The organism is Marinifilum sp. JC120, assembly GCA_004923195.1.
In the GTDB taxonomy this organism is placed as follows: Bacteria; Desulfobacterota; Desulfovibrionia; order Desulfovibrionales; family Desulfovibrionaceae; genus Maridesulfovibrio.
The window spans coordinates 285641-312490 of the sequence record RDSB01000002.1 but is presented as its reverse complement, the minus strand read 5'-3'; the positions used below and the strand labels follow the sequence as shown (position 1 = coordinate 312490).

The 26850-nt window shown below is 48.9% G+C and carries 18 protein-coding genes; 9 read left to right on the top strand and 9 right to left on the bottom strand.

What is annotated here, in order from left to right; translation table 11 throughout:
- The first annotated feature begins 12 nt into the window (after nt 1–12).
- The 4 genes from dsrB (at nt 13) to D0S45_04020 (ending at nt 4672) form a co-directional block, all read left to right on the top strand.
- Nucleotides 13–1158 carry a dissimilatory-type sulfite reductase subunit beta gene (dsrB, locus tag D0S45_04035; GenBank protein TIH19357.1) on the top strand — a complete coding sequence of 382 codons (1146 nt, stop codon included), beginning with the start codon at nt 13–15 and terminating at the stop codon, nt 1156–1158.
- A 64-nt stretch (nt 1159–1222) separates the two neighbouring features.
- On the top strand, nt 1223–1471 hold the full coding sequence (locus D0S45_04030) for a dissimilatory sulfite reductase-asociated protein DsvD (protein ID TIH19356.1): 249 nt from the start codon (nt 1223–1225) through the stop codon (nt 1469–1471).
- A gap of 182 nt (nt 1472–1653) precedes the next feature.
- Entirely contained in the window at nt 1654–3051 is a 1398-nt protein-coding gene (locus D0S45_04025; protein ID TIH19355.1) for a cobyrinate a,c-diamide synthase, read from the top strand.
- A 283-nt stretch (nt 3052–3334) separates the two neighbouring features.
- Nucleotides 3335–4672 carry a threonine ammonia-lyase gene (locus D0S45_04020; protein ID TIH19354.1) on the top strand — a complete coding sequence of 446 codons (1338 nt, stop codon included), beginning with the start codon at nt 3335–3337 and terminating at the stop codon, nt 4670–4672.
- Nucleotides 4673–4700: 28 nt separating this feature from the next.
- On the opposite strand, the gene D0S45_04015 is transcribed toward D0S45_04020, so the two are convergent.
- Entirely contained in the window at nt 4701–5447 is a 747-nt protein-coding gene (locus D0S45_04015) for a hypothetical protein (GenBank protein ID TIH19353.1), read from the bottom strand.
- A 110-nt stretch (nt 5448–5557) separates the two neighbouring features.
- Between D0S45_04015 and D0S45_04010 the strand changes: the two genes are divergently transcribed.
- On the top strand, nt 5558–6370 hold the full coding sequence (locus D0S45_04010; protein ID TIH19376.1) for a prolipoprotein diacylglyceryl transferase: 813 nt from the start codon (nt 5558–5560) through the stop codon (nt 6368–6370).
- A 355-nt stretch (nt 6371–6725) separates the two neighbouring features.
- On the opposite strand, the gene D0S45_04005 is transcribed toward D0S45_04010, so the two are convergent.
- Nucleotides 6726–7337 carry a hypothetical protein gene (locus D0S45_04005; protein TIH19352.1) on the bottom strand — a complete coding sequence of 204 codons (612 nt, stop codon included), beginning with the start codon at nt 7335–7337 and terminating at the stop codon, nt 6726–6728.
- A 42-nt stretch (nt 7338–7379) separates the two neighbouring features.
- Between D0S45_04005 and D0S45_04000 the strand changes: the two genes are divergently transcribed.
- From D0S45_04000 to D0S45_03990, 3 genes are all read left to right on the top strand, one after another.
- Nucleotides 7380–10280, top strand: coding sequence for a calcium-binding protein (locus D0S45_04000; GenBank protein TIH19351.1), 2901 nt, complete (start codon nt 7380–7382; stop codon nt 10278–10280).
- 261 nt (nt 10281–10541) lie between these two features.
- Complete coding sequence (locus D0S45_03995; GenBank protein TIH19350.1) at nt 10542–12521, top strand: hypothetical protein; 1980 nt, start codon at nt 10542–10544, stop codon at nt 12519–12521.
- A 180-nt stretch (nt 12522–12701) separates the two neighbouring features.
- The gene (locus D0S45_03990) at nt 12702–13283 is read left to right on the top strand and encodes a hypothetical protein (GenBank protein ID TIH19349.1); all 582 of its coding nucleotides are present in this window, start codon (nt 12702–12704) and stop codon (nt 13281–13283) included.
- A gap of 43 nt (nt 13284–13326) precedes the next feature.
- On the opposite strand, the gene D0S45_03985 is transcribed toward D0S45_03990, so the two are convergent.
- The 4 genes from D0S45_03985 to D0S45_03970 form a co-directional block, all read right to left on the bottom strand.
- Nucleotides 13327–14067, bottom strand: coding sequence for a hypothetical protein (locus D0S45_03985; GenBank protein ID TIH19348.1), 741 nt, complete (start codon nt 14065–14067; stop codon nt 13327–13329).
- 11 nt (nt 14068–14078) lie between these two features.
- Nucleotides 14079–16316, bottom strand: a complete 2238-nt coding sequence (locus D0S45_03980; GenBank protein ID TIH19347.1) for a serine protease — start codon at nt 16314–16316, stop codon at nt 14079–14081.
- Between the two features lie 94 nt (nt 16317–16410).
- Entirely contained in the window at nt 16411–20634 is a 4224-nt protein-coding gene (locus D0S45_03975; GenBank protein ID TIH19375.1) for an activase, read from the bottom strand.
- 19 nt (nt 20635–20653) lie between these two features.
- Complete coding sequence (locus D0S45_03970; GenBank protein TIH19346.1) at nt 20654–21442, bottom strand: glutaminyl-peptide cyclotransferase; 789 nt, start codon at nt 21440–21442, stop codon at nt 20654–20656.
- 177 nt (nt 21443–21619) lie between these two features.
- Here D0S45_03970 and D0S45_03965 point away from each other — a divergent pair, with 177 nt between their 5' ends.
- Entirely contained in the window at nt 21620–22603 is a 984-nt protein-coding gene (locus D0S45_03965; protein ID TIH19345.1) for an alcohol dehydrogenase, read from the top strand.
- Between the two features lie 3 nt (nt 22604–22606).
- Here the strand turns inward: D0S45_03965 and D0S45_03960 are convergent, their stop codons facing one another.
- From D0S45_03960 to D0S45_03950, 3 genes are all read right to left on the bottom strand, one after another.
- Nucleotides 22607–23263 carry a TrkA family potassium uptake protein gene (locus tag D0S45_03960; protein TIH19344.1) on the bottom strand — a complete coding sequence of 219 codons (657 nt, stop codon included), beginning with the start codon at nt 23261–23263 and terminating at the stop codon, nt 22607–22609.
- 17 nt (nt 23264–23280) lie between these two features.
- Nucleotides 23281–24642: a potassium transporter TrkH gene (locus tag D0S45_03955; protein ID TIH19343.1), complete on the bottom strand. Its 1362-nt coding sequence runs from the start codon at nt 24640–24642 to the stop codon at nt 23281–23283.
- Nucleotides 24643–24802: 160 nt separating this feature from the next.
- Entirely contained in the window at nt 24803–26728 is a 1926-nt protein-coding gene (locus D0S45_03950; GenBank protein ID TIH19342.1) for an ATP-binding cassette domain-containing protein, read from the bottom strand.
- Between the last annotated feature and the right edge of the window lie 122 nt (nt 26729–26850).

Here is a 26850-nt window from a genome sequence, read left to right as displayed (position 1 = left end):
GGGAGGACAGACATGGCGTTCGTTTCTTCTGGCTACAATCCAGACAAACCGATGGAAAACCGGATTTCGGACATTGGACCTCGTGATTTTAACGAGTTCCTTCCCCCGGTTATCAAAAATAACTACGGCAAGTGGCTTTACCACGAAATCCTTGAGCCCGGCGTACTGGTTCACGTTGCAGAATCCGGAGATGAAGTATACACAGTCCGCTGTGGTACCGCTCGCCTCATGAGTATTACTCTGATTCGTGAAATGTGCGAAGTTGCTGACAAACATTGTGACGGATACCTCCGTTTCACCACTCGTAACAACGTTGAGTTCATGACCGACTCTAAGGACAAGATGATTGCCCTTAAAGACGATCTGCTCAGCCGCAAGTTCGACGGCGGTTCTTACAAGTTCCCCGTAGGTGGTACCGGTGCTGGTATTTCCAACATCGTTCACACTCAGGGTTGGGTTCACTGTCACACACCTGCAACTGATGCTTCCGGTACTGTTAAAGTTATCATGGATGACCTCTTCGACGAGTTCACCGGCCATAACATGCCAGCTCCCGTCCGCATCGCTGTTGCTTGTTGTCTGAACATGTGTGGTGCTTGTCACTGCTCCGATATCGCTGTTGTCGGTATCCACCGCAAGCCCCCCATTATTGACCACGAATACCTCGACAACCTCTGCGAAATTCCTCTTGCAGTAGCTTCTTGTCCTACCGGTGCTGTTCGTCCTTCTAAGGTCGAAATCGACGGTAAGCAGTTCAAGACTGTTGCTATTAAAGAAGAACGCTGCATGTTCTGCGGTAACTGCTACACCATGTGCCCCTCCCTGCCCCTTTCCGATAAGGAAGGTGACGGTATCGCACTGATGGTAGGTGGTAAGGTTTCTAACCGTATCAGCATGCCTAAGTTCTCTAAGGTTGTTGTTGCGTTTATTCCTAACGAACCTCCCCGTTGGCCCACACTTACTAAAACTATCCGCAACATTGTGGAAGTTTACAAAGCTGATGCTAACAAGTACGAACGTCTGGGTGACTGGGCTGAGCGTATTGGCTGGGAACGTTTCTTCGAAAAGACTGGTATCGAGTTTACTCCCCATCTTATCGATGATTTCCGTGATCCTGCTTACTACACCTGGCGTCAGTCCACTCAGTTCAAGTTCTAATTAGAATTGAGAATATAGGGGCGCGGCGTTTTGCCGCGCCCTTTTAAAAATAAAGGGGCTTACTATGCCGATCGATATGGATTCCGCAAAAGAAGAAATCATGGCGTTCCTGGTAAAGAAAACAGGCGCTAAAAGTAAATTTTACTTCAACGATTTCACCAAGCTTTTTCCTGATGCAAAAGGCCGTGAAGTTAAGAAAGTTCTGACTGCTCTTGTTAAAGAAGAGAAAGTTGAATACTGGTCTTCCGGATCTACCACTATGTATGGTATGACTGGTGCTGGTAAGCAGGGTGGAGCAGAACACGAGGATTAGTCTTCGTTTAGTTCAACTCTTAAATGCCTTGTCCCTTGGGACAAGGCATTTTTTTATGGGTATCCCCGTATTTACGTTGGGATGAAGGGGTAATTTTTCTTGTCTTTTTCACGCTTAAACACTACTGAATCCATTGTGCAGGCAAGCATAAGATAAGAAATTATTCAGGGCGTGGGCAGCAAATGAATTTTCCAAGAATTGTTTTGGCCGGACTCAGCGGCGGCACAGGTAAGACTATTGTCACACTCGGGCTTTGTCGGGCCTTTCGTAATTTGGGCCGGAAAGTTAAGCCTTTTAAAAAAGGTCCTGATTATATTGACGCTCGCTGGCTGGGCCTTGCGTCCGGCAAATATGCCACGAACCTTGATCCTTTCCTCATGTCCAATGACAAGCTCATTTCCCTTTTCATGGAAAAAGGGGAGGGCGCCGACATTTCCATTGTCGAAGGTAACCGCGGACTTTTCGACGGCAAGGACGTGGACGGTTCCTGCTCCACATCCGAACTCGCCCGTATTATTAAGGCTCCGGTTATCCTGACCATTGACTGCACTAAGATGACCCGCACTGTTGCGGCCATTGTTGCCGGGTGTAAGGCATTCGAAGACGGATTCAACCTTGCCGGAGTTATTCTTAACCGTACCGCCGGGGAACGTCACCGCAACATCCTCAAGAATTCCATTGAAGCCTATACTGATATTCCGGTACTGGGCATGCTGCCCAAGCTGAAGGAAAATCCCATTCCCGAACGGCATATGGGCCTTGTTTCCAATACGGAATATGGCGCAGTGGAAAAGTCTTTAGATACACTCGGAAAGATGGCACAGGATTGCATCGATCTTGAAGCCATATGCGAAATAGCTAATCAGTCTTCCTCTGAGCTTGAATCTGAACAGGATGTTTGGACTGGAATAGAACTTTCCAGCGATGTAAAGCCCGTCATCGGCGTGGTGCGCGATGAAGCACTCTGGTTTTATTATGAAGAAAATCTCGAAGCCCTGCGCCGGGCCGGTGCAGAAGTAAAAGAAATTTCTCTCATTTCAAACGAACCGTGGCCTGAAATCCACGCTCTTTATCTTGGTGGCGGCTTCCCGGAAACCCTGGCCGCTGAAATTTCCCGGAACGACCACATCCGTCAGCATGTACGCTCTCTTGCCAAGTCCGGTCTGCCAATTTTCGCAGAGTGCGGCGGGTTTATGTATCTTGGGCGTGATGTTGAGTACGAAGGGCAGAAATATCCCATGTCCGGTGTGCTTGATCTCTCTACCCGGCTCTGTCCGCGTCCGCAGGGGCTTGGCTATACTTCGGGAAAAATCGTCCACGAGAATCCATTCTTTCCCGTTGGTACCGATGTAATCGGGCACGAATTTCATTATTCGCTCTGTGTGGATAACAACGAATCCGCACCAAAATACGCGCTCGACATGTCCCGCGGAAAAGGTATGGCCGACGGGCACGACGGGTTGATCCGTGATAATATCTATGCTGGATACAACCACATCCACGCACTAAGCATGCCCTGCTGGGCAAATAATTTCGTCAAAGCTGCTGAAAAATTTAAGATTTCAAAAACTTTTTATTAAGGCTTCGCCACTTTGCATGTAAAATTTTGCAAAATTAATTCGCAATATCTTTTATGATATTGCGAATTTTTTTTGTGGTTTAATGAGCTGAATCTGAAGTTTGTTGAATCGTTTTTTTGGAAAATGACGATGTTCCTTTTTTTGAGGGAAGGCATTGTAAATGTCTGTCGATAATTAACTGCAAAAATGTTATGCATTTAAGCAAAATTAATATGGACCAGTTTAACGTCGATCTCCTTACCCTTAGACGTAACAAGCACAGAAGTTAGTGATAGGTTGCACAATGGAACAAAATTCTTTCAACATTACTCGTCGTGAGTTTTTCAAGCTGGCATCTGTGGGGAGCGCCGTTCTGACGGCATCAATTCTTCCATGGCAGGCTTTTGCGGCCCCGAAAGGCAATAGTCTCAACACTACAGTTGTGTCCATGGACGAAATTAAATTAGCTGCCGAACGGTTGAGCGGGAATATTCGTAGAACTCCAGTTGTTGCAGGAGGCCAACTTTCCCAATACACCGGGGTCGACCTCCATCTTAAGTTGGAGAGCATGCAATACACCGGGGCATTCAAGGAACGCGGTGCCTTGAACAAAATGTCCTCAATGACCAAGGGCGAAAAAGCCCGAGGTGTCATTGCCGCTAGCACGGGCAACCATGCGCAGGGAGTTGCCTACCATGCAACTCGTCTTAGTCTTCCCTCTACAATTGTTATGCCTCACGGTACTCCTAATATGAAAGTGACGCATACAAAACTCCTTGGAGCAAACGTCGTCATTCACGGGAGTACCTTTGACGATGCTCTGGCCTTTGCCCTGAACAAAGCTTCAAAGGACGGTCTTACTTTTATTCATCCTTTTGAAGACCCATTGGTTATATGCGGTCAAGGCACTGTCGGTCTGGAAATAATGGAAGTACTCCCGGACCTTGATGTGCTTGTTGTTCCCGTGGGTGGTGGCGGTCTCATTTCCGGCTGCGCCACAGCGGCGAAAGCGATTAAGCCTACCTTGAAAATTTATGGAGTGGAGGCCAAAGGTTATTCCGCTATGCGGCAGCGCTTGCACGGGCAGCCTATAGTAACTGGAGGCGAGACCATTGCCGAGGGGATTGCCGTGCACAACGTCGGCGACAGGACTTACTCCATAATCAATGAACTCGTTGATGATGTGCTTGTAGTCGAAGAGGGGAGCATTGAAAAAGCGATTTCGCTGCTCTTCGAGGACCGTAAAATAGTGTCCGAAGGGGCGGGGGCTGTAGGTGTGGCTGCATGCATAGAACACGGCAAGATTTTTGAAGGTAAAAAGGTCGCGACTCCTATTACCGGAGGCAACATCGATTCCCGAATGTTTGCCACACTGCTCAACAGGAATCTTGCTCGTGGGGGGAAACTCGTCAATCTGCGTGTAACCTCTTCTGGGCAAGGGGAAGTCTATCCGGAGATTGCCAATTTGCTGGCAAAAAACGATGCCTTGGTCGTCAATCTAACATATGATCAAATATTTCATGCGACCTCGGCAAAATCACCTTCCTATAATCTCGTTTTGGAAACGCGAGACATGAGGCACGCCGAACAATTGGTGAAAGATTTTCGCGCCAGTGGATTCAAGGCGGAATTGATCAAGTAAATACGACTCGACTAATTGGCGACACACCTTAAGGCATAAAAGCTCTAGCTATGCGGAAGATGTCGTCGTAATTCAGCTTGGCCCTGATGCCGAGGCACATTTCAGCAGCCATGGCCATTTTGTTTTCCGAGTAGCGTAGAATCTGGTCAGACTGGACTTTGAGGTTTGACTTCAGAATTCTATGATCAAATCCGTCAATGACCTGTGTTATGCCGTTGGCGTAAAAGGGCGTTTTGATGTGCGGCACCAGCTGTTCAAGCTGCTGTTTGCCTTCCTTGCGGCTGAGAATAATGTGGAAAAGCATTTTGACCAGCATGCGGTCAGGCTGTAGCTTGTGATCGAATTCGAGGAGCACGGTGGGATCGGACTGATTGTCAAAAAGTCCGTCAACCAGTCCGTGGGCGAGGGTGAATGCTTTTTTTTCGGAAATTACGGAAATGGGATATTGTGAGGCCATGCGCACAAAGCTTATGCGCGGGTTTTCCTGAGAAGACATTGCCAGTAAGGCTATCTGCATGGTGGAAAGTTTGCGCGCGTATTCCTCGGCAAGTGTGGCAGCTTTGGCTTCGGTCAGTCTGCGAACCGTTGCTTCATCCAATTCGGAAAATGCAGTTTCCAACAAAAATTTGATGTAAGGTTCACGGGTATAGCGTATCTCTTCTTCAAGGACTTTTCTGCTGCGCTTGACATCAATGAGTTTTTTGATGGAGAGCCAGTATGCGGCAAGGCCTTCTGCGGGCATTTCCAGAATATCAAAATCTTTTTGTTCTTCCATGGGATTTCCTTGTATTTCCTGTACGCAGATTGTAACTGAATTTGTCCGGGAAACATAGTCCGCCCGGACTAGTTTTTTTGTTTAAGGAACCTTATAAACAGGTAAAGAATATGATTGTATTGCCGGAATTTGATGCTACAGCTTTCAGAATAGGACCTCTTAAGGCCAATTGGTATGGTCTGATGTATATGATCGGTTTTGCCATAGCGTGGACTCTGGGGCGTTACAGAGCTTCTAAAAAGACCAATAGCTGGACCGGGCAGCAAGTGGATGATCTGATTACCTGGCTGGTGGTTGGTCTGGTTGTCGGCGCCCGTGTGGGATACTGCCTCATTTATGAACCTGCATATTTCTTGGCCCATCCGCTGGATATTTTAGCGGTCTGGAAGGGAGGAATGTCCTTCCACGGCGGTGCCGCAGGTGTGGCTATTGTGGCGTGGAGATTTGCAAAATCCACTAACAGAACTACTCTTGATGTGGGTGATTTCCTGACTCCGCTGGCCCCGCTGGGATTGCTTTGCGGGCGTATTGGCAATTTTATCAACGGTGAGCTTTGGGGCCGGGTGACCGATGTTCCTTGGGGTATGGTCTTTCCCAGCCAGCGGGCCGGAAACCTGCCGAGGCATCCTTCACAATTATATGAAGGAGCACTTGAAGGGCTGCTGCTTTTTCTGATCCTTTGGGTCTGGTCCGCCAAACCTCGCCAAAGAGGAACCACTACAGGAATGTTCCTCATGGGCTACGGCTTCTTCCGGGCTTTTGTTGAGTTTTTTCGTCAGCCCGACCCCCAGCTTGGATTTATCGCCTTCGGCTGGTTGACCATGGGGCAGTTGCTTTGTGTGCCCATGATTCTTGCCGGACTCGCTCTTTTTCTTTGGGGATTAAAAAAAGGACCGATTCCTCCTGCTGCTGACGTAAGCTGATTTAGTAACAAAAATTAATAGCGACAAAGTGCCTCCTGCTCTGAAGAGTAGGGGGCATTCTTTTTTAAATAAATCATTATCTGAGAAATAATCGATTGTTTATTGTTTGCGGTTAGTTAGGTTGAAAATGACAAATTATGCCAAAATTACCGTAATTTATAGTGTGTGAATGAGTGCGTGACCACCTTGTCAAAGTATAAATCAGGCTTACCCTACTAATATGGTCTAATTTTTACCTGCGGGGTGAGTTATGTCACCTGAATCGGTCACTCAAAGCGCAATCGGCGTTATCCTCTCCGTTAATGGTGAGGTTTTGCTCAAGTCATCTGAAGGTTTGAGGGTGGCTGAGTCCGGCTCATCGGTTTTTCGTGGGGATGAGCTGGTTACCGGAATTGACGGGCAGGTCGAAGTTCGTTTTGTTGATGATACTCTCCTTTCTCAGGGCGCTGAGTCCTCCATATCCCTTGATGATTATATATACGACGACGTCGATGAATCTTCTTCGGACCTCTTTTTTAAGATGGGTGCCGGGACTTTTCGCATGGTCACCGGAAAGATAGCCGAGCAAAATCCTGAGCGGTTCAAGCTTGGCTCTCCTCTTGCCACTATCGGTATTCGCGGTACCACCACAGTTCATGAAATAGGCTCTGGCGGTGAAAAGCACGGTGTGGAAGAAATTCACAGCGGCAGGGCTCTGTTGGTCCAAAGTATTGATGGTTCCCTTCGTCAGATAGCATCTCCGCGTGCGTTGGTAGATATTGCCAGTTCGGGAATGATGAGCAGTGTCCGCGTCATGACCGTTGCAGAATTCGAGCAGTTTCAGTCTATCGCACCTGCTGCTATCCAGCAGGAGCAGGAAATACAGGAGCAGCGTGACGAAGAACAGCAGGAACAGCGCGAACAGGAACAGCAGGAAAGCGAAGAGCAGCAGAGTGGTGAAGAACAACAGGGCGAAGCTTCGGAACAACAGGTAGAGGGAGAAGTTCCGGGTGAAGTTTTAGGAGGCGAAATGCATCTTGGTGGTGAAGGTGTGTTCGGTGGGCAGGGTGTTGTTGATGGCACCATGCTGGCTGCTGCTGAAGAAATTTTTGAAGCTCTTGGCGAAGATGATGCTGATACGGCTGCTGAATTGCTCGAAGAGTTTTCCGGCGAGTTTTCTGGGGATTCAACCGATGGCTCAGGTGACGAAGAAATTGATGAGCTGGTTGAAGGTAATGATCCTGTTCAGGAAGAAACTACCGCTGATACGACTGACGAGAGCACTGGCGATGACACAAGTTCCGCCAGTGATGGAATTGACTGGGGTGACGCAACTGAAAGTGCTGATCGTTGGACGGGAACAGAGAATACGGATTACTACGACGGCCGCGGCGGCGATGACGAGATAGACGGAAAGGAAAGTGCTGATACGCTGAAGGGCGGTGACGGTAACGATACTATCTATGGTTGTCTCGGTGATGACAGTATCGAAGGCGGTTCCGGGAATGATCTGATTTATGGTGATGCCGGGCGTGATATTATCGATGGTGGAGCTGATAATGATTACATCTTTGCGCTTCAGGACGGCGATACCATTATCGGTTCAACCGGATTAGATACTGTTTCTTATCTCTATGTAGTTGAACGCGGAGTTAATGCTAATCTCGCAACCGGAACCGTTTCAGGCGGTGATTACGACGATTCCTTGAGTGGAATAGAGAATCTTGTTGGAACCAATAGTGCTGACACTCTGATCGGTGACGACGCAGCAAACATTCTCACCGGGTTAAGTGGTGCAGATTCTCTTGTCGGTGGTCTGGGAGATGATCGGATCTATGGTGATGCAGGTCGTGATGTTATTGATGGTGGAGCTGGTGATGATTACATCTATTCTATTCAGGATGGTGATACCATTATCGGTTCAACCGGGACTGATACTGTTTCTTATGTGAATCTGAGTGGGCGTGGAGTTAATGCCAACCTTGCAACCGGAGTTGTTTCAGGCGGTGATTACGACGATTCCTTGAGTGGAATAGATAATCTTGTCGGGTCCGGCAGTAGTGATGTACTTGTCGGTGATGGAGCAGCCAATACTCTTAGTGGTTTGGCTGATAACGATTCCATTTCTGGTGGAAGTGGTGATGATTCTATTGATGGCGGAACTGGTGCTGATACTATAGAAGGCGGAGCCGGAGCCGACACCCTTGACGGTGGTAGTGGTCAGGATACTTTTCGTTTCATCGAGGCAGAAGGTCTTGCAGGCGAAGAGTTGCAGAACTTCTCCAGTACTGACGATACGATTGATTTCAGCAGTGGCAATTTTAGTCAGTCTGCTGACTTTGCAGCAGTGAGTGGTAGCTATGGCGGTACTGACGCTGCTTTGGGTAGTGGGCCTGCTTTTATTTTCGATTCCGATGGCAAGCTCTGGTACGATTCCAACGGTGTTGATGCTGGCGGTCATACCCTGATTTCTTCCGTTAGCGGAGATTCAGTCACGGCCTCGGATATTACTGTGGATGACGCAGCCATAGCCGGAGCCGGAATGAGCGTAACCGGAACCAGCGGTAGCGATACGCTGACCGGGCTCGGCGGTAACGATTATCTGGATGGGGCTGCCGGTGCGGATTTGATTAACGGTGGGCTTGGTAATGACACGCTGCTGGGTGGTGCTGATAACGATTCCATTTCTGGTGGAAGCGGCAATGATTTGATTGAAGGTGGAGCCGGTGCAGATACTATCGATGGTGGTGCAGGACAGGATATCTTTCGTTTCATCGAAGCTGAAGGTCTGGCAGGCGAAGAATTACAGAACTTCTCCAGTGCTGACGATACTATTGATTTTGATAGCAATAGCTTTAGCGAAACGTCCATCTTTTTGGCTGTAGACGGTAGCTATGGTGGTACTGACGCTGCTTTGGGGAGCAGTCCGGCTTTTGTTTTCGATATCGACGGTAAGCTCTGGTATGATTCCAACGGAGTAGATGCAGGCGGCAATACCCTGATCAGTACGGTTGGCGGAGATTCAGTGCAAGATGGTGATATTACCGTAGACGGTACAGCTATAGCTGGTTCTGGAGTGAGTTGGATATATGGTGCTGAAACTGGCGAAAGCTGGGTCGGAGACTCTAAGACTAATTATTATGATGGTCGTGGGGGCGATGACACCATTGATGGTAAGCAGGGTGTTGATACTTTGCTTGGTGGTCTTGGTAACGATATTATTTATGGCGGTAACGGTACGGACAGCATTGATGGTGGCGGTGGCAACGATACCATTTATGGTGGCCAGAATGCGGATGTCATTAATGGCGGAGCTGATGATGACCTTATTTTCGGCGGCCAGAACGGCGATACCATGGATGGCGGCGACGGTAATGACACTGTTTCATACGAGGGTGGATCAGCTGTTCAGGTTGATTTGGCAGCAGGTACTGTTTCCGGCGGTTCCAATACTGATATTTTGATTAGTATAGAAAATGTCATTGGTACTGATAACAACGATGTGCTCAATGGATGTAGTGCTTCCAATTCTCTGACTGGCGGTGCCGGGGACGATACCCTTACCGGATCCGGGGGAGTGGATTATCTTTCCGGTGGAAGCGGGCGCGATATTTTCAGTTATACCTCTTCTTCTGAAGGCGGAGACACCATCAGCGGGTTTGTGAGTGCGGATGATGGTTTTAATTTCTCTTCAGCTTTTAATTCAAACTTCACTTTTATTGATGTCACTCCCGGAGATGGGGTTGCTTATGACGGTCAGACCGGTCCGGCTGACGGCACAGCATATTTTGTTTTTGATTCGGACAATGGACAGCTTTGGTATGACCCTGATGGAAGTACCGTTAGTTCCGGTCACGCATTGATCGCTACTGTGTTTGGCGATGATGTTGTAGTAGGGGATATCTTTGTTGAAAGTGGTGGGATGAGTTGATTGCTACTAATGTGTAAATTTACACGGGTGCATGTAGAATGATAATGTGTGGTAATGATTTTGAGTATTGTGCTATGGGTTGTGTCGATTGTTATTAATGTTTGAGTTAGTTGGTTTTTATGTGGTTGTAATTTATGTTGTGTGAGTTTGTTTGTGAACGCGACAACTTGTGTAGCGTATTCTCTATTTGTTGACTTGCATGTTTAAAATATATTAATGTTTGATAAAGGTGGAGTATTTATAAAAAAGTAGAGGGTCGTTATGCCTACCGAAGTAAATCAAAATTCAATCGGTGTAGTTCTCGCAGCCAATGGCGAGGTTTTCCTGCGTTCAGAATCGGGCGTCCGTCAGGTCGAGTCCGGTGCTGAGGTTTTCAGGGGCGAGGAGCTTGTTACCGGGGCTGGCAGTACTGCGGAAATCCGTTTTGTAGATGATACCCTGCTCTCTCAGGGCGCGGATTCGGTGATTTCCCTTGATGATTATGTTTTTGATGATTCAGCCTCAGATGCGGAACTGCTCTTCAAAATGAGTCAGGGTACTTTCCGTTTGGTGACCGGTAAGATTGCCGAGCAGAATCCTGACCGTTTCCAGGTCGGTACCCCGCTTGCCACCATCGGTATTCGCGGGACCACCATTGTCAGTGAAATTACTCCCGGTGGCGGGCAGAAGATTGGTGTGGAAGAGATTCATGCCGGTAAGGCTTTGCTGGTCCAGTCCATAAGCGGCGAGATCAGGATGATCTCCAACGCCCGTGAGCTGGTGGATATCGCCATGTCCGGTCAGCTTGGCAGTGTTCGTACTATGACCACTCGTGAATTTGATTCTTTCCGTGATATCGCACCCTCAGCTATCCGTCAGGAGCAGGAAATCCAGCAGCAGCGTCAGGAAGAAGATCAGCAGGAACAACAGGATGATCCGCAGGATCAGAATCCTGATGATCAGGGGCAGGAAGCACAGGGCGAAGATGGAGATCCGCAGGGCGATCCCGAAGGCGGCGAAACCGGAGGTCCGGCAATCCCCGGTCAGGGTGTGCTTGATCCGGGGCTTGGAGTGCTTGATCCTGCTGGTGCCCTTGCCGCGCACCAAACCGGTTTACAGGTAGCAATTGAAGCCGGGGCAATACTGGGCGGAGAAGTTCCTGTCGCTGAGATTGAAGCACAGTTGCATGGCCTTGCCGGACAGGTCTTTGGTGCCCTAAGTACTGGGGATCTGGCAGCAGCCCAGCAGCTTTTGCAAAATCTGCAAACTCTTACTGATGATATCATTGATGAATTGATAAATAATGGTAAGATTCCTGAAGCTACCGCGGAAACAGAAGGGCAGACCTATACCGATAGCGACGGTACTAATTGGATTTACGGCACCAGCGGTGATGACTCATGGGAAGGCACCAGCGGAGTCGACTATTATGACGGGCTTGCCGGGAATGATACTATTAGTGGTATGGAAGGTAATGATGTTCTTCACGGTAATACCGGGGAAGATACTATTTATGGTAACTGCGACAATGATATTATCGCTGGCGGCGATGATGGCGATACCGTCTACGGCGGTAATGGTTCAGATACAATGGACGGCGGTAATGGTTATGACATAGTTTCCTTTGCCGATCTTGGTACTCCGTCAATGGACACATATATTGATATGAATGATGGTCATGGTCCGGGAAGCAGTTATGGATTGGCTTCAATTGATCATGTGGAAGATTATTTTATCAATTTTGAAGGAGTGGTCGGAACCAGTGGAAATGACTATATCAACGGCAATTCATTGGATAATGACATCTTTGGTGGACAAGGTGACGATACCCTTATCGGTAATGCCGGTGAAGATAGCATTACCGGAGCAATGGGGAGTGACACTCTCATTGGTGGTGCTGGCAAGGATACCTTGACTGGTGGGGACGGCGTAGATCGGTTCACCTATAAGAATGTATCTGAGTGTCCTGCACTTGCAACGAACGCTGATTCTGTCACCGATTTTGTTTCTGGTACTGATAAGTTTGTGTTTAGTTCTTCAGGCGGATTTACCGTAGGGGGTACTCCCTTTGCAACCAGTGCTGATTACAATGGCTCCACAGGAACTGGCTTGTCCGCAAATGCCCAGTTTGTATACGACAGTACTAATGATCAGCTCTGGTATGATGCCGATGGTAGCGGTTCTGGAGCTGGCGTAGCTGTCGCCAATCTTGTTGGAAGCAGTAACGATGTAGCCAGTGGTGATATTGAATATATAGCTTAGTTTTCGCTTTGCTAAAATAATTTGAAAAGCCGTCCATCCGGGCGGCTTTCTTTTGTTCATCATCCAAATTATCTTGCCAATCCCACCATTTTCTTATCTAAATATACTTAATGACACCTGAAACCGGGCTTTGACCCGGACTCTGTATCTGAACCTGTGACCGAAAAAGGAAGGTGCCACATGAGCAGAATTGATGAAATTCTCGGTAGGATAGATGTGCTGGAAAAGGAATTGCGAGTTGAACTGCGCGATATTAAAAGCGAGTTCTTATACACAGTGCAGAAGAGAAAAGTCCGCTTCAGTGCAGAGGTGCGTGTGGCGCACCGTGAACTGGCTGCCAAGTGGAGCGATTATGTTTATGATTCCGGGGTTTGGGTTATGCTCACGCTGCCCTTTATTTTTATGCCACTTATCCCGGCTCTGATGATTGATGTGGCAGTCTGGCTCTATCAGCTGATGTGCTTTCCGGTGTATGGCATTCCTCGTGTGAAACGGCGCGATTATGTTGTTATTGACCGCCAAAGCCTGAAGTATTTGAACTTGATCGAAAAAGTTAACTGCTACTATTGCGGATATTTTAACGGTTTGATCGGATTTGTGCGCGAGGTCGCAGCCCGTACTGAGCAGTATTGGTGCCCGATCCGGCATGCCCGTCCTGTAAAGTCCGTACACAGCCGTTATCGTCATTTCTTCCCTTACGGCGATGCCAAAGGGTATCGCGAGGGGTTGAATGACGTGCGAAGCAGATTTGATGATGTATAAAATATAAAGCCCGGACAGTTTTACTGTCCGGGCTTTAGTCTTATTAAATAATATCCTGTAAAATCCGTTTAAATCTCAGAGTCACCCCGCGTACGATTTTGCTTTGCGCGGTGTTATCCCCTCCGGCATAGACCGCCAGCTGTATGCGTTCGCGGGAACGGTAGGAAGTGAACCCGTCATCTTCGTCATCCCATTTGATTTGGGTATCTTCGAATTGGACCACATACCTGCGTTTTTTGGCGTATTTATCCACAATGCCGAGCACTACATCCGCTACCATGACGTAGGTGTCCTGTGTTGTGTACTGCCCTATGATCGCCCCGATGGCCGCGCCGGATGCGGAGCCTAGTACCAGGGAGTCGAGATTCTGGCCTAAACTGGCTCCCATGTAAGCACCGCCTGTTCCACCCCAAAGGCTGATTTCATCAACCATATTCTGTGAAATCTGGCCGGAATAGCGCAGATTGACGTCCAAGTGCATGGAATATTTGCCCGTTTTTACGACCTTGTAACCCTTATCAATATATGCAGCTTCTATGGTTTTGCGCAGAGCTTTAAGGTTTACTGCCGGATCTCCAGAAGTGTTGCGGATGGTCAGTTTCAAAACCGGGGTATCAAACTGGGACGGGTCGATAATAAAGTTACTGCTGGTCATGGAGCCATAGAGCAGCCCGGTATTCTGATCGCGAACCATGCCCATGCGTTGCTTGCTGCGGCACCCGGTCATGAGTACTAGAGCCATGATAATTGCCACTGCTATTAAGATGAAAATGCGTTTTTTCAATTCAAGGCTCCTTATTTGCGGTATTTAATGCCGTATTGTTTCAAAAAATTTATTATTTCAGAGTAATGTACAGCGAAAGCGAGGTTATCGACATCCTGGTCAATTCTTTTCCAAGTGTTAACACCGACTACTTTGTTTTTGTAAAATAACGGACCGCCGGAGTTGCCTTTGTTGATAGCTGTATCAGTTTGGATGTAGCGAACTTTGACGCGGCGCGAGGGCAGATTTTTAGTCAGCATGTTCCGGTAAGCACCGAAAACACCTCTGGTTATAGTGAAAGGGAATCCTTTTGGATGACCAATAGCTTCAAGAGTTGCACCGCTGGGTAGTTTGTTTTTGGTGTAAAAGCGGACCGGTTTGCCCCGGGCGTTGATCTTGACCAAGGCTAGGTCGCGGTAAAGGTCAACGGCCATGACTTTTCCAAAGGCTTCCATATTGTTGTGCATTCTGATTTCTACAAGATCATGACCTTCCACCACATGATGGTTGGTCAGAATAATGTTGTCGGTTACAAAAAATCCGCTGCCAAACTTCCATGCATCCGGCCCCAAAACCATAACAGTGGAATCAAATCGTGGATCATTCCCAGTGTCGGAACCGTATTCATCGCTATAGAATTCTGCCAGAGCTTTGTTGCGATTGCTGATTATTGTGTTTTGAATTCGCGCCATGCTCCGGTATTTTTTGTCTTTTTCTTCGTGATCCAGATAGAAGTTGAGCATATCAGAAAGACGTACCGGGACAGCCTGCTTCTCCCAATCTCGTACTTCTTTTTCAGTATTAAAGCGGTTTTTATGGGCGTTCGTATCCGGATCATCCGGCTGGATGCCGTAGGCTACTTTGAAATTCCTTTCCTTAACGATATCAAAAAAGTCGGTGAAGTAGGTGCGGGACTTGCGGTCGATTATCACATATTGCACCGAAGCTACTTTAGTTGTCCGCAGCGGTACAACCCGGAAGCTGTAATTAACGTAGATGGGCTTATCTATTACTTTTGGAATGTTAGTGGCGTTGGCTACGGCTTCGTTGTATTTTTTTTCCTCAATTGCCGCCATGTGTGCAGCAGAAGTGATGTCGTTAGCCCCGAACCAGCCCAGAATGTGAGAGTTGTTGCGTTCGTTAAGTTCCTGTCGTTTCAGTTTCAATTGCTCCAGCCGTAGCTGGGCTTGATCGTAGGCGTGGTTGTAGCCTTCTTGATATCCGGTGATCCATCTGCTGCGATATGATTTGGGACGAAAAGTCTTGCGGTCAATTCTGGATACCACTTCGTTGATGAGGATAACCACGTCTGCGTCTTTGGCGGTCTTGGAATTGAACATGTGGCTCTTTGCCAGTGTTTCGGTTTCCATGGGCAGGTCCACATCAAATCCTAAGCCGAACTCAATGCCGTGTTCTTTCATCAAGGTTTTACTTGTCACGCGCACAAAGGCTATTTTGCAGTCCGGTACTTCGGTGACCGGAAAGCCGAGCCTTTGCGCTTCCTTCATGGTTTTGATTATCGTGCGGAAGGATGGCTTCTTGCCTGCGGCTTCCTTTTTGAGCAGATCGCGAAAGTAATTACCTTCCAGATTACGCAGGGTTTTGGCCGGGATGACGTCGCCGTACTCTTTGATCATGTGCGGCACGCCGTTTCCATGGGCGGAGCCTACTGTGCGCTCAAGCAGAGCGGCTTGCGATTTGAGAAATTTTTTCTCATCCAGTTGGACGGGGTAGATGGAAAAGAAATTCGGCCCGGTTTTCAATGGATATTTCTTGAACTGGGCCAGCGCATTGCTGCGGATTTTAGATTCTTTTTTGTGAAATTCTTTTTTCAGCTTTTCCAGTTTAGGGGGAGTCTGGCCCAGATCGCTTAGGATGGTGCTGGATTCGATTTCGTCGATGAGGTCGCGGGCATTGTCCAGTTTGAGGCGGATTAAGGTCCACTTACCGGATTTAGCAGGCCAGCGGATGGAAAGAATATTTGTGGTGGCAGCTGAAACTTTGGGACGATAGCGCTTTTTTAGCTGGGAGGCCGCTTTGGTTATTTCTGCCATGGCCTTCGGTTTTCCCAGAAAATAATCCTGATTATCGAGCCAGATTTGTTCTGCCTCTGAAAATTTGTTGCGGTCCAGTGCTTGGGAAAATTTATCCTCCGGTTCAGAGGAAATTACAGTTTCTTTGATATTTGTTTTTATGGATCGCGCCGCCCTGCACCCGCATATTGTAATAAGCAGGATTAACAGGCCCAAGCCTACAATTCTTCTATTCAACTTTTTCCTCCCCGGAAAAGCGTTGCCGCTTCAATTTGTCCTGAGAGGTGGTATCATAATAGCATGTGCTATATCAAGAAGAACTAAGGAACTATTAATCTGTGCGTATGGATGCGGTCATCCGCTCATGCAACCTTCTGGCCTGCAAGCAGAATGCTTCCAACCGGGCTTCGATGAGCTGCGGAAAGGGATTGCCGTCCGTTTCAATGGCTAAGAAGGGCAGCCGGGAGTCAGCATCAAGTACAGAAGTGGCTTTTTTTCCTGCTGATCCGGCTCTGAATTTCTCACTGAGCACAGCCTCAGCCACCCGTGAGGGCATGCATCCGAAGGGACCGATAGAAATGACCCCACAGGATGGAGACATTATTTCATGCAGGGAGGTGCCTACGGTGAGTATTGCTTCCCCGGTAAGTTGCTCGGAAATGTGCGGTTTGCCGTGGCTGACCACTTCGCGCACGTTTGGTCCGGGATAGAAGAGCATCCCGCTTTTTGCAAGAATATGGCGGATGCGTCGTTCAAAATATGATTTCACTCCCTGTGTGATCAGGGTTTTGAGTTCGGCCTTGCCTTCAATACTATTGCGGTTCAGCCAGTCGGTGTATTTCATCCATTCCAGTACCGGGGCCACTCGCATGATGAAGCCCTGCTCAGTAAGCTTTTCCGGCAGGCTGCGTCGAGCCAGCGGATCATGGCGCACGTAAATTTCGCCCAGCAGAGAAATGACCGGGTATTCCTGAACTGGTTTTGCCAGTTTGATGGAGGAAAAATCATCTGCTGCCTTGCGCAGGGCTTTGGAAAATTCCTTCCAGCTTGCCATTGCACCGAGCAGGTCTTGGCGGACTTTCCAGAAAAGCTTTAGGGCCGCGTTTTTGTCTTCAGCAGCAGTTGCGATGGTGGCGTGGATGTCTTCAAGAATGGATCCGGCAACAATGCCCTGCCACATGCCAAGGGTTACAGCGGTGCTGAGGCCCCCGTACCCGTCAGTTGAGCTGGGCGCGAAGATGGCGAGGTCGGGGATTTTCAGCCGTTCGATGAGATCATTCATGAACACGGAATATTGCCCGAAACGGCAGGGTCCCTTGGCCTTGGGCATCAGGAAAAGGGTCAGTTCGTCTTCCGCTCGATTTTCCAGATATTCCAGCAAAGCCCCGGCTGTCAGTTGCAGAGGCAGGCATTCCTTGCATGATGAGTTGTTGCGGCCCATTTTCAGAGCGGCTTCGCTGGCATGGGGCAGCACCTTGTAGCGGATGTTGTCCCGCTGCATGGATGCGGCTAAAAAGTCCGTACTGATTTCGCCAAGGCTGGGGATAAGCAGGGTTACTTTCGGATTATTTACCGCATGCCATTCACCCTTGGAGTCGGTTATCCCGGTCATTCCGTCTTGCGCTTCGCAACGTGCCGGGCGGAATGGATTTTCTGTTGATTTCTGTGGTGCTTCCGAACGTTTAAAACCGTCCACAATATCAAGAAATGCTTCAATGCGGGTTTCAATTCCGGCATCGGCGGTGTGGCTGTCCAGTTCAAGAGTCAGTGAGGGCTTACGGCCCATGACTTTGCGGAAATGGCCTAGTAGGAAGGAATCCGGCCCGCAGGAAAAATTAGTAATGTAAGTGCCGAAGAGCTTGGGATGTGCAGCTACCAGTTTTGCGGCATCCATGATCTGCTCACCGGTGGCCCAGTACATGTTTAATTCATCGCCGCATTTCTCACTGCGCGGGAGCATGTCGCAGGGGATTATATCTACTGCGCGGGTAGCGAATTTGGTGGGGATTGATTTGTTGGCCCATGAGCTGAAGGCATTGTAGGGCCTGCCGAAAAGGACCATCCCCTGATTGTTGTTTTCATCCAATGCAGTCAGAAATTTTTCACCCTTGCTACGCAGGTCGGCAAAGAATTGTGCCTGTTCAGCAATTGCTTCTTCAAGAGCGTTCAAGGCCTGCTGTACACCAACCTTCAACTTTGCAGCAGTTTGGAGCAGGGCTTTGCGTAGCTGCTCTTCTCCGTCCTGCATGTGGATTACCGGGGTCAGCAGGGAACGATTTTCCAGTTCCGGGAAGGCGGATTTCAGGTAGTAAGGTTCGCCTTGAACCAGCACGCAGGTACAGGAACGGTCACCGCTTTTGAGCGGCATGGAACGTAGGTGGGGCAGGAAAATGTGGTTCGTCTCAAGATTCAGCAATTCGCCCAGCCCGCCGTGAGCCAGTTCTACCGGATGGCAGAAGGGCGCACCTTTCTGTTCAATTCCCTCAGGATCAATTTTCTCAGGCATCCTGATTCCGAAGCCCATTTTAGTGAAAAAAGTATTGAACAGCGGGAACCACGTATTCATGAGCAGGGAGCGGTTCATACCTATGACCGGCTGGCCCTCCAATGGTTCTGTCAAATCGCGGAAGACCCGTTTCTCACGCCAGAGTACGAGGTCTTCTCCCGGCTTGGTGTCTTTGGATACCTTGGAATTATCAAAGCGGTTGCAGATGCCGCCGAATGGAAAAGTCTTGCCTTGCACCTCAATGCGGGCAATGGAGCAGCCGAGGTCGCAATCCCTGCCGGCCCCGTTGCAGGTGAAGGGAGATTTGTGTTCTACTTCGCGTTTGGCCAGCTCGGCGGGGTTGAAGATTCCGCTGGTGATGGTTCCCTGTTCTGTCCGTTTTGCTGCCTCAAGGGCGACCCCGAAAGCCCCGGTCAACCCCGGATGGGGCGGGACAATAATCTCCTGCCCGGTCAGCGCAGCCATGGCGGTGGGCACGGCCTTGTTGTAACAGACCCCGCCTTGCATAAAAATTTTCTGCCCGACAGTGCGGTTGCCTTTTACCCGGTTGGAGTAGTTGATGCAGATGGAGTAGACCAGCCCGGCAACCATGTCTTCGAGCGGAACACCCTCCTGCGCTGCAAGCTTGAGATCTGAGCCGATGAAGGCCGCGCACTGATCATTGAAGTTGGGCGGATTCCGGCCCTTGAAGGCCACCCCGGCAATGTCAGTTACATCTATGCCCAATGTTTCTTTGGCACTTTCTTCCAGAAAAGATCCGGTCCCGGCACTGCATGCCTCGTTCATGGCGTAGTCGCAGGGCACAGAGTTCTTCAGCCATGTATATTTGGCATCTTGCCCGCCGATTTCGAAAATAGTATCCACTTCGGGGTCATAATGGACGGCAGCAGTGGCGTGTGCGGTGATTTCATTGATGATCCCGTCCGTGCCTGCATGCAGTCCGGCAATGTTGCGGCCCGACCCGGTCACGCCCATTACTTCGGCTGTGGTTCCGGCAGGTGCTTGTGCAGCCAACTCTGCATAGACCTTACGCGAAGCCCCGATGGGATCGCCGTCCGTGCGCAGATAGCAGGATGCGACGATCTCGGTCCGCTCCATATCAAGCAGCACTCCTTTAGTGGTGGTAGAGCCTACATCAAGACCCAAAGCAAGTCTGTTGCCGGGAATGAATTTGGCCTGTGTGCTTTCATGAAATTTGACAGAATCTGTGAAATTTTCCAGCGGCGGCAGGAAGGTAAAAGCGGTATCTCCCTTACGGATAATGGTACTGCAATCCTCGGGTAGGATGCTGCCGTTTTCAGCGGCCCAGATTGCTGCCCCAAGAGCTTCGAAACAATGCCCATGTTCCGGCAGAAGCAAGTTCGGGATTTCCCGGCGCAGTTCATTGACCATGAATTTGTTATGTGAACAATTCCCGATCAAGGCCACCTTTTTCGAAGGCAGTTTGCGCAGCAGTTCAATGCATTTCCCGGCCATCATGCGAGCCAGTCCGGCAACTACGGCTTCTTTTTCAATTCCTTTGTTCAGGGCATGGGTGCAGTCACTTTTGCAAAATACCGAACAACGCCCGGAAACCTTGTATGGTTCGCTCATCTGCATGGCGGACATTTCATCTAAAGTAAGCCCCATGCGTCCCAATTGCTGGGCAAGAAATTCCCCGGTACCGGATGCGCATTTGTTTCCGGTATGCACTGTCTCTACTTTGCCTTCAGTATCAAGCAGGTAAGCCATAAAGGTCTCCCCGCCTGCGCTGAGTACGGTGCGGTAGCCGTCTTTTACAAAATCTTCGTGGGCAAGTCCGGTTTCAAGGGCTTGCGGTTCGGAAATGGTGGGTAGATCCAGCAGGTGGCGGAATTTACGTCCGGTCACCGCTGCGGGGATTCCTTCAGGCAGTTCCAGTTCCTGTAATCCCTTAATCACGGCTTGCGCGGGATTACCTTCATGGTTCAGTGAAATTGATCTGATGATTTCAATTCTGCCGTCATCGTTCCTAGTCAGGACCATGCTGACTGAGGATGCTCCGGCGCAAATGCCCAGTGAAATTGTCATTTGATCAGTTGAGGGCGGACTAATTTTCAAGTGTGGGTAGTTCAATTTCAAAAACCTTATTCCAGAATTTTCCGGTCACGAAGAGCCTTTTCCCGGCTGCATCCCAGGCAATGCCGTTGGCGGCTTCGGCTTTTTTTCCGGCAAGGGGACGTAATGAGGATATGTCCAGCCAGAATTTTACTTTCCCATTTTGGGGATCAATTGCCGCGATGCGGTCTTTCTTCCAGATATTGCTGAAAATAAGGCCGTTTATATACTCGAGTTCATTGAGGAGATGGATATTCGCAATACCATCGGTGACCCGTAATCTTTTGATGCGGGCGAAATCGTAGGGGTCCCTGAAAGTGATCACTGAAGAACCATTGCTCTGGTATATGAATTGTCCGTCCGTGGTCAGTCCCCATCCTTGTCCTTTGTATTTGAAGAATCCTTTGCGGGCAAGAGAAGTGGAGTCATATATATAACATTTGCCCGAACGCCATGTAAGCTGAAATATTTTGTTGTTCCAGTAACAGATTCCTTCACTGAAAATATTTTTATCATTTTTGACCATGGTGCGTACTATGCCGCTTTCCAGTTCTGTTTTACGCAGGGAGGAGCGTCCTCGCTTACCGGTACTCTCGTATAAGTAGCTGTCATGGTAGAAAAATCCCTGTGTGAAAGCCGAGTCGTCATGCGGAAACTGGTTGATCAGTTTGCAGCTGATTACCGGGACATCATTTATTTTACGGGCATAGCTTTTTAGCCCGAAAAAGTGCAATATAAAGATGGCACTAATTAGTATTAAAATTGGACGGTATTTTTGCATCGGGTTGAAGCCTAGCTGATTTTTTTTTGATGTTCCAGATAACAGAAAGCTTATTTTTTCTTTAGTAGCTGGAACTCTAAATGGAAATGGATTAAATGCCGATCAAGTTAGTGTAGATGAGGGGTCTGCAACAATTTCAAGCTCGACCTTTTCTTTGGGTCGCTGGAGTCTAACGCAATGAGTACTGGAACCTCATTATTTGACTATACTCCTCCTGCCGATCAGGTAACTGAAGAGGAAAGCGAATTCGTAACGGTGGTATCGTTGCGTACGGATTCGCATAAACCAAAAGGTAAGAAATACTGGTTGGCCAGTAAGCTGGACGATGAACGTTTCGAACTATTGCTTCTTAATGAGAACAGGGTTCCGGCAGGTGATCCTGAGATCGTGAGCAGTGGGGAATTTGCAGCCCATTACACCCTTGAGCTGGATTTTTACCAGCAGCATGTGCGTCCGGCCATGGAACAGCAGGATGGGCGTCTGAGCAGGGGCGAGGCCCATCGTGAGCAGGGTGAGTTCTACAGTGCGGAGATGGAGTATGCTGACGCACTGGCTGTTGATGAAGAAAATGTCCGGGCATCTTTTGGGCTTGGCCTGACCTACCTTGAAAAAGGGGACACTGAAAGGGCGCAGGAAGTTTTTGCAAAAGTCCTGCAACTTAAGTCCGCTTTCACCACCGAACATAAACACATGTTCAATGATTTCGGTATTTCCATGCGCAAGAACGGCATGTATCGAGAAGCCTTGCAGTATTACAATCGGGGAGTCGACCTCGACAGCACCGATGAGAATCTTTTCTTCAACATCGCACGCACTTATTATGAATCCGGTGACTGGGAAAATTGTTTCCGCTATCTGACCATGTGTCTTGAAAAGAACCGGGGCATTCAGGAAGCTCAAAAATTTTGCCATTACCTGATTAAAAAAACCGAAGAAGATGAAACCATGCTTCGGGAAATGGGGGTAGGCGAAAAAGGCAAGACCCTGCGTAGCGATATTCTGAACCTGTTCCGTAAGATGCAGGTTGCCGCTGGTGTTGAGCTTGACGATGCCATTGAAAAGACTCACGAAATCCGGGATCGCATGATCGCTCTAGAAGAGGAGGACATGCAGATGAAGGAAATAGAAAAAGACCTTTACAATGTTGATAGTGATTTCTAGCTATTAGGGTAGTTTCAGTAGATTTTCCCGTACCCCGATCATAATCAGCACATCATTTTCTCCCAGCGGTTCACTGGCCTTGGGCACGAAATTAAGTTCTTCAGATCCATTCTTACGGATAGCAATGACCTGCACCTGATAATTATTGGTCAGGTTAAGGTCTATAAGTGTTTTTCCGGCCCAGTCCGCAGCCTTTCGTTCTTTGATCAGGATATCGTTACCCATGGAAAGGTATTCGATCATGCCCGGGGTGGAAAGCTTATGGGCCAGCTGTTTGGCAGCGAAATGTTCCGGGAAGACAACGTAATCAACGCCCATTTTGCTCAGAACTTTTTTATGAGCCACGCTGATAGCCTTGACCCATATCTTATTGACCCCGATTTCCTGAAGGTTGAGGACCACCAGAACACTCGCTTCCAGTGAATCGCCAGTGGAAACCACAACATAATTGAAATCCTGAAAGCTTAATTGCTCCAGAGTCTGAGGGTCTGTTCCATCGGCCTGAAAGACCTGTGCAAGGTATGGCTTAGCGGCTTTGACCCGTTCTTCGCTGGTGTCCACGCCTACAACATTATGGCCCAGTCTGCGCAGGTTCAATGCTAGTTCCAGCCCGAATTTACCAAGGCCGATAACGCCTACTTCTATTTTTTTTTCTGTCATATTTAGATGCCTCCGGTCTATCCTAATGGTAAATCGTCTTCCGGTAATCTGTAACGTGGTTCTTTCTGCCAGCTGTTAATGGCTGTCAGGAGCCAGACCGGGCCGAGCCTTCCTACGAACATTAAAAATATTATGATGGATTTTCCGGGTCCGCTCAAGTCCGGGGTTACTCCGGTTGATAATCCAACTGTAGCAAAGGCGGATATGGCCTCGAAAGTTATTTCAATGAAATGCCCGCGCACTTCGCTATGCGGCAGGTGGCTTCCTTCAGTGATGCTGAGTAGGATAATGGCCGATCCGAGGATTACGCTGGCGATGGTCAAAAGGGTCAGGGCGCGGTTAACGCTTTCTTTGGTGAGCGCATACCAGCCTACTTTTACCTGCGAATGTCCTTTGATCTTGGAAATGATGAAGCCCAGCCAGGTACGGAAAGTGGTTGTTTTCAAGCCCCCGGCGCATGATCCCGGCGAACCTCCGATAAGCATGAGGCCGATCATGACCAGCAGCGAAATGTTTGTCAGCCCGGAAATGTCTACAGTATTGAATCCTGCGGTACGGCAGGTCACAGATTGGAACAGAGCTGTAATTTCATTGACAACGGCTCCTTCAACTTTGTGGACTTTGAAGCTTTCAGCAAAAAATATGGCCAACCCGCCGCCGATAATCAGGAAAAAGCTTGTTTCCAGTACAATGCGTGTATGCCAGCTAAGTGCATGGGCTGAAACTTCGGTTTTACGTCTGCGGATGAAATCCATAAATTTATGCCATAGCTCGGCCATAACGTAAAAACCCAGACCGCCCATAACAATCAGGGCCATGAAGACCGTGTTGATTCCAAGGTGGTCCTTCCACGTGGTCAGGCTGTCCGAGTAAAGCGAGAATCCTGCATTACAGAATGCCGAAATGGAATGGAAAACTGCCGAGAATCCGTAAAATCCTACCGGGTCCATGCGGTTAAGCAGCAGGGCGCCGATTGCTTCTATAGAAAGCACCGCCGTGACTACGCCCACAATGAATTTACCAATATTAAAAGACGGGTCGTGAATTAGCGTCTGGCTGACAGCAATACGGTCCGAGGCACTGACCTTTTTACCCAGCAGGTAAATTACCAGACTGGCGTAAGTCATAATACCCAGACCGCCCAGCTGGATCAGGAAGAGAATTACACTCTGCCCGGTACGGCTGAAAAAGGTCCCGGTATCCACCACCGCAAGCCCGGTAACGCAGACCGCTGAGGTTGCCGTGAAAACAGCATCGAGAAATGAAAGTTCCTTTCCCGGATGGCAAATGTCCAGCTTGAGCAGCATTCCACCAACCAAAATAGTGGCGAAAAATGCGTAAATGGGCATCCAGAAAGGAGAAGTCGCTTTGGATTTCATCAAGATAATTTACGCTTGAGTTATAAAGATAGCAAGAAAGCTGTATTAGTGACGTATTCACAAGCTATATGCGAAGCAAATCAAAAGGTTTTGAAAGGGATGGGGTCTGGGGAAGGGAAAACTTTTGCAAAAGTTTTCCCTTCTCCAGCCGCCGGAGGCACTAAATTTTCCCAGTACGCTTCCTGTACTCAGCAAGCTTCTCTTCCACTTCTTCCCAGCGTTCGAAGGTGGTTTCGTGCTCTGCTTCGAGGTTTTCGAGCTTTGTTTGGGCAGCAGCCATTTCTTCGCCGGACTTTTTGTAGAATTCCGGGTCGGCCATGAGGGTCTGCATCTCTTCGATGGAACCTTCAAGCTCTTCGATTTTTCCGGGAAGCTCGACTATTTCCACTTCGAGACCTTCGAATTCGCGTTGCTCTTTGTAGCTGAGCTTTTCAGGGCGGTCGTTTGAGGTCTTCTTCGGTTTTGGCTTGGCAGCTTTGGGCTTTGCTTCCACTTCTTGTTGCGGACGCTGGCGCACCCAGTCGTCGTAGCCGCCTACGTAGTCATTTACCTTTGCATTACCGTCAAAAGCCAGTGTCCCGGTAACCACGTTGTTCAGGAATGCACGGTCATGGCTGACGATGATGACTGTGCCGGGATATTCCATGATGCGGTCTTCGAGCAGTTCAAGGGTTTCGGCGTCAAGGTCGTTTGTAGGTTCATCCATTATCAGCAGGTTGGAAGGGCGGGTAAACAAACGGGCCAAAAGTAAACGGTTGCGCTCACCGCCGGAAAGTACACTTACCGGGGAATTGGCCCGGTCCGGGGAAAACAGGAAATCCTTCAGATAACCCATGACGTGCTTGTTGCGACCATTGATGGTTACAGTATCGTTGCCGTCAGCTACAGAATCGCGCACGGATTTATTGGGGTCGAGCTGTTCGCGGTGCTGGTCGAAATATGAAATTTCGAGTTTGGTTCCCAGCTTTACGCTGCCGGAATCTGGCTTAAGGTTCCCAAGCAGCACTTGAATGAGGGTAGTTTTGCCTGCACCGTTGGGGCCGATAATACCGATGCGGTCCCCGCGCATGATGGTGGCGGATAGATCTTTGAAAATTGGGTTGTGGTCCCATGCGTAGGAGGCGTTAACGGTCTCGGCAACCACTTTGCCGGAACGTGTGGCTTCTTGAATTTCAATGGTGGCTTTTCCGGTCCGTTCACGACGCTGCTTGCGTTCATCTCGCAGTTTTTTGAGCGCGCGTACTCGGCCTTCGTTACGGGTGCGGCGGGCCTTGATGCCCTGCCTGATCCACACTTCCTCGCGGGCGAGTTTTTTATCGAATTCAGACCAGTTCTTTTCTTCGGCAGAGAGGATATCCTCTTTACGTTTGAGAAAGGTGTCGTAATCGCAGGACCAGTCCGCGACGTTGCCGCGGTCCAACTCAATGATGCGGGTGGCGATCTTGCGCAGGAACATGCGGTCATGAGTGATGAAGATCAGGGTGCGGATATTTTTGACAATAAATTCTTCAAGCCAAGCAATGGAGTCGATGTCCAGATGGTTGGTGGGTTCGTCGAGCAGCAGGACATCCGGCTTGCTTGCCAGTGCACGGGCCAGTAACGCACGTCTTTTCAGTCCCCCGGAAAGGGTTTCAAAGCGCATCTCGGCACTGAGCGAGAGACGGGAAATTACCATTTCAATGGTGGTCAGGGCCTCCCAGCCACCATGTTTTTCCATAACTTCTTCAACTTCGGAAAGCTTGGATACATCGCCGCTGTTTGCCACTTCAAGGCTGACCGTATGATAGCGGGTCAGGGCCTTACCCAGATCGCCGAGCCCTCCGGCAACAACTTCGAATATGCTTCCTTCCAGTCTTTCCGGAACTTTTTGGGAAAGGCGGGCTACACTGACTCCTTTCTGATAAGAAATGTTTCCGTCGTCGGGCACGAGGTCTCCGCTCATGAGCCTGAGCAGGGTGGATTTACCTTCCCCGTTACGGCCCACAATACAGATCCGCTGGCCTTCTTCTACTTGAAAGGAAACTTTATCCAGTAGTTGAGGGCCGCCGAAGGTCATGGAAAGATCACTTACACTCATCAATGCCATTTGTTTAACTCCGCACTATACTTGATTAAAAATATAATATAATTAAAGACAGGGGTGGTTGTTTTTTATAGTATTTCAAACTTGAGGCGGCAGTGTAGAATTTTGCCGCCAAAAAGGGAAGT